This is a genomic window from Syntrophales bacterium, from assembly GCA_023229765.1.
Lineage (GTDB): Bacteria > Desulfobacterota > Syntrophia > Syntrophales > UBA5619 > DYTH01.
In genome coordinates, this window is record JALNYO010000075.1 from 1 (window position 1) to 4,377 (window position 4,377).

3 protein-coding genes are annotated in these 4,377 nt (G+C 54.7%); all 3 read right to left on the reverse strand.

What is annotated here, in order from left to right; genetic code table 11:
- Positions 1–111: 111 nt before the first annotated feature.
- Positions 112–2,082, reverse strand: a complete 1,971-nt coding sequence (locus M0P74_17995) for a TRAP transporter fused permease subunit (protein MCK9365479.1) — start codon at positions 2,080–2,082, stop codon at positions 112–114.
- Between the two features lie 230 nt (positions 2,083–2,312).
- The gene (locus tag M0P74_18000) at positions 2,313–3,359 is read right to left on the reverse strand and encodes a TAXI family TRAP transporter solute-binding subunit (protein MCK9365480.1); all 1,047 of its coding nucleotides are present in this window, start codon (positions 3,357–3,359) and stop codon (positions 2,313–2,315) included.
- A 539-nt stretch (positions 3,360–3,898) separates the two neighbouring features.
- The coding region (locus M0P74_18005; GenBank protein MCK9365481.1) for a Fe-S-containing hydro-lyase at positions 3,899–4,377 on the reverse strand (479 nt) is incomplete at its 5' end.

Consider the following 4,377-nt stretch of genomic DNA (forward strand, 5'->3'; position numbering starts at 1 on the left):
ATCGGAAAAAATAGCAATTTTGGAGAGAAGCCTCACATAGGCATTTTTTCACTTGAAAACGAAGCGCCGTTCCGGACGCGACGAAGCGCGTCCCTCCAATTTTTTCGGTCTTTAACTCCAACTCGCAACGGCGGCCGGCTGCGGCGCCTCCTTCGGCGGGGCGATCTTCCGGTGACGCACAACGCCATATATCGTTGCCGGCAGCACAATAACGGCCGCCAGCAACGCCACGAAGACGTTCGGATGGAACATTATCACTAAAGAAACGATAGCCAGCGCCGCGCACAGTGCAATGTTCGCAACCCGGCCGCTGACAAACTGTCCGAAGATGGCAAAGGATATTCCGCAACAGCCCACCGCCACAAGCAGCGTGTCGCCGATCTGCCCCCAGCCCGGACTTACAACAATTTTAGTGCGGATGAAAATGGCAAAGGTCATGACGGTAATTGGCAGGCACATCTTCAGAGCCTGCCACATGGTGTTCATGAAGGAGGCATCTGCAATGCGCGCCGAGACGGCAGCGGTAAGCGAAGTCGGCGGCGACAGCTCGCCCCAGACGGCGATCAAAAAGGCGAAGAAGTGGGCGATCCAAGGATCGACGCCGAGTTTGCGCAACGGGTCAACAATGATAACCGCCAGGAGGATATAGGTCGCCGTCGGCGGCAGGCCGGTGCCGACGAGCCAGCCGAAGATCCAGGCCATCAGTACCAGGGCGATGATGTTCCATTCGCCGACGCGCAGGAGCATTCCCCCCATACGGTTGATAAACCCGGTCACCGTGAACAAGCCGATCATGATGCCGAGCGTGGCCAGAAGCAGGAGCAGATAGGAGGTCATCTCGGCGTGCGTCTCAATCATTTTGCGGATGTTCTTGAAAAGTGCATCCTTGTCCGTCGCCGGATCCTTTTTCACATACTTGAAATAATAAAAAAGCAGGATGAGGAGGATTAACATCAACGAGCCGGCATAGAGACCGGCCAACTGCTCGCCGAAGTTGAACACCCCCATAATGATTGTCAAATAGATGATCCCAATGAAGAAAACCGCCGTCTTGAGCTGCTCATAGATCGGCATGGTTGCTCCCTCAATCGGCGAGCCGGGCATCTTGCTTATGCTCATTAAATATACGGATAAAGAGAGCGTGGAGTAGTAAATAAAGGCGAGGGAAAAGCCGCGAATCACCACACTCCAGTAAGAGACGCCGAGGAATTCCGCCATCACGAAACCGGCCACCGCCATCACCGGCGGCATGATCAGCCCTCCCATCGACGCCGCCGTTTCCACCGCCGCGGCGAACTCCCCCGGCACGCCGTAGCGCTTCATCAGCGGGATCGTGAAGGCGCCGACTACCGTGGCGTTGGCCGCGCCGCTGCCGCTGATCATGCCGACCGCCGTCGATGCAAGTACCGCCGTCTGGGGAATTGTGTGCCGCGACTTTCCGGCGATGCGGCGCATAAAACTGACCATCGCCTCCTGGGCATTAAAGCCGCTCGCCGCCGCCGCCAGCAGTAAAAACGCCGCAATCGTCGTCAGCGCAATCTGCGCGTATTGCCCGTAGATGCCTGTAGAGAGTTCCACGGTGCTCGAGGTAATCACCCGGTAGAAGGAAGCGCCCGGGTGCCAGAAAAAATCTATCGGGCTCAGATATCCCCAGAGAGTATAGATTAGCAGAACCACATTCATCCAGAACAGCTCATTGTTTGTTATCCGCGACAGTTCCATGACCAGGCCAAAAACCAGAAGACCCATGATGAAGTCCTCCCGGGTGTAGGAACCTTGCCGCCAGATCGAGATGGCCTCGTATTCCACGTGAAAATGGTAGAAGGCATAGACGCAAATGGCCAGATAGATTATGACGATGATGTTGTTGGCGAGTTCCGGAAGACGTTTGTACATGAAGCCGTTCTTATGCAAATGCAGAATTCTCACCGCCAGGGCGACCGGCACGAGATTAGCCACCAGTTCCATAGGACCGCCGAAGCCGGTATAGAAATACCAGCAAAGCCAAGCGAACATGACAAGCGATAAAAGGAAGATCAGATTCTGAACATTGAATTGGCTCGAAATCCGGTTACCCTGCATTGTTTCCCTCCTGATTTGCCTGAATCATTCGCCGGCTGCGGCGCGGACATCGCCAGCGGCTGCGCTTAATCAATAAAACTCCTAAGGCGTTTGAGCTGCCCCTGCCCGCCGCCTTCGAATACAGCCGCTAAAAACACGCTTGACATCAGCATCTATAAATGCGGGAATCTGGACGGGAGCAGCCACCATCGCAGCGTATTTTCCCGTCCAGACGCAATCAGTGCGAATGATCACTTGCCAGCAATCTTCCACTTGTTGTCCCATGCCTTCTTTTCTTTCAGGAACTTCGCCAGCCCCGCGTGCACCGGAATGGTCGGGTTGGCGTTGATGCCTTTGACCTGCATGCCGACAAAGTCGCGCGCCATCGGCCCAAACCCGGGATCGGCCTTGGCAAGATTTTCACGCTCGGCGTAGAACTTGTTCAGCATCTTATAGACGACATCCTCGGGCATATCGGCGCGAACGTTGTAAGCGAACAGAATCGGCACGCCCAGAATGGTCTTCACGCCGACGTCCTTGCTGAATGCCTGTTTGGGATCTACCTCCACAGGGGCGAGACCGGCCGCCGTCAGTTTTTTCACCTCATCAGCAGAGGGATTGATTACCTTGAGGTCGGTGCGCAGCTCTGTCTCACGCCAGTAGGACGCAAGCGATCTTCCGGCCGTTGTGTAGGCTACGGCGCCGGCAATGGTGCCGCTCTGCAGGGCGTCGCCCTGGGCCGCCTCACCGATCTGGACGTGTTTGAACTGATACCCAAGCGCCTTGAAAATGCGCTGGAAATTCAGCCAGTTCATGAAGCCGGCGGGGGTAAAGAAAACCGGTTTGCCGCTGAAATCTCCCCATGACTTGTACGCGCCTGCTTTCGGGGCGTAAACGGCCATGAATGACTCCATCGGATAGGCATACCAGGCATGCACCATCTGCGATTTGGCGGGTTTGTAGTCTTTGAAGCTGCCCGTGCCGTCATAAACCTGGGTCATCCCGACGTCGGCCGTGTAGCCGATTTCCGCGTTGCCGTCCATCGTCGCCTTCATGGCGGCGGTCGTGGAAGGATACGGGTTGACGGTGACCGTGTATTCGCCGCCGAGCGCGTCCTCTAACACCTTGGTCATCTGCGCCGCAACCTTGTAGCCGTAAGAGCCCGTGCTGGATGTCGCCCAGCGGATTGACTTGCGCTCCGCCGCATTGGCCGGACTAATCGTCGCAACGGCGAAGAATGCGGCAATAACCACCACGCTTACCAAAAATGTGTAACTTGATCTTGCTGTCTTCATCATTTACCTCCTCTGATTTAAGCTCATTGTGTAAACTGCCATCGCGCAACCTTGGAAAACCATCGATTTATTATTGCGAACACAAGCGAAGCAATCTCATAATTACTCAATAATTGGCAATTCTCCAGCGGCGCTGCGTATCCCGCAATGAGAAAAATACGGAAATTAAAGGCGCCCGCTGCTTGTGGAATGGCATTTTACTGTCGGCATTCTCAATAAAGAGCACTTCGCCTAAAATCGCAAACCGGGAAATCACCGTTTTTCATTTTGTAACAATGAGTCACAAACACCACTCTCCGCAAATCCAGCCTTCTTCCGAGTTCGCCAAACAACAACCCAAGCAAAAGCCCGATTTACGCTGTTGCAGAAAATTTATCTGAGATTATGAATTTCTTTTGCGCCTTTCGACCAGATTTTATAGAGGATGTCAAGCTTTTTTTAAGCAAGCTCCCGGCCCCCGTTCATAAGCTGCGCGCGACAAAGTCATTTTTTCGGTGGGGCCTTCCCTTTTTGACCTGAAAGGACCACTTAATTGCCGCTCGTCAAGCTTTTCGATATTTCTTGGCGCCTTCTACATAAAGATCGTTCCCCCGGACGTCGTTGATGACAACCGCCGGAAAATCTTCCACCTCCAGACGACGGATCGCCTCCGGTCCCAACTCCTCATAGGCAACGACCTCGGCCTTTTTGATACTCCTGGACAGGACAGCGCCGGCGCCGCCGGTAGCGCCGAAGTAAACGGCCTTATATTTTCGCATCGCCTCGACTACCTCGGGAGCGCGGTTTCCCTTGCCGATCATCCCTTTCAGGCCCAATTCCATCATTTTGGGGGCGTAGGCGTCCATCCGATAACTTGTCGTCGGACCTGCCGAACCGATAGGATTCCCCGGCCGGGCCGGGGTCGGACCGACGTAGTAGATTATCTGGCCCTTGACGTCGATAGGCAATTCCTTGCCCGCATTGACAAGCTCGATCATCCGCTTGTGGGCAGCATCCCTTCCCGTGTAGATAATGCCGGAAA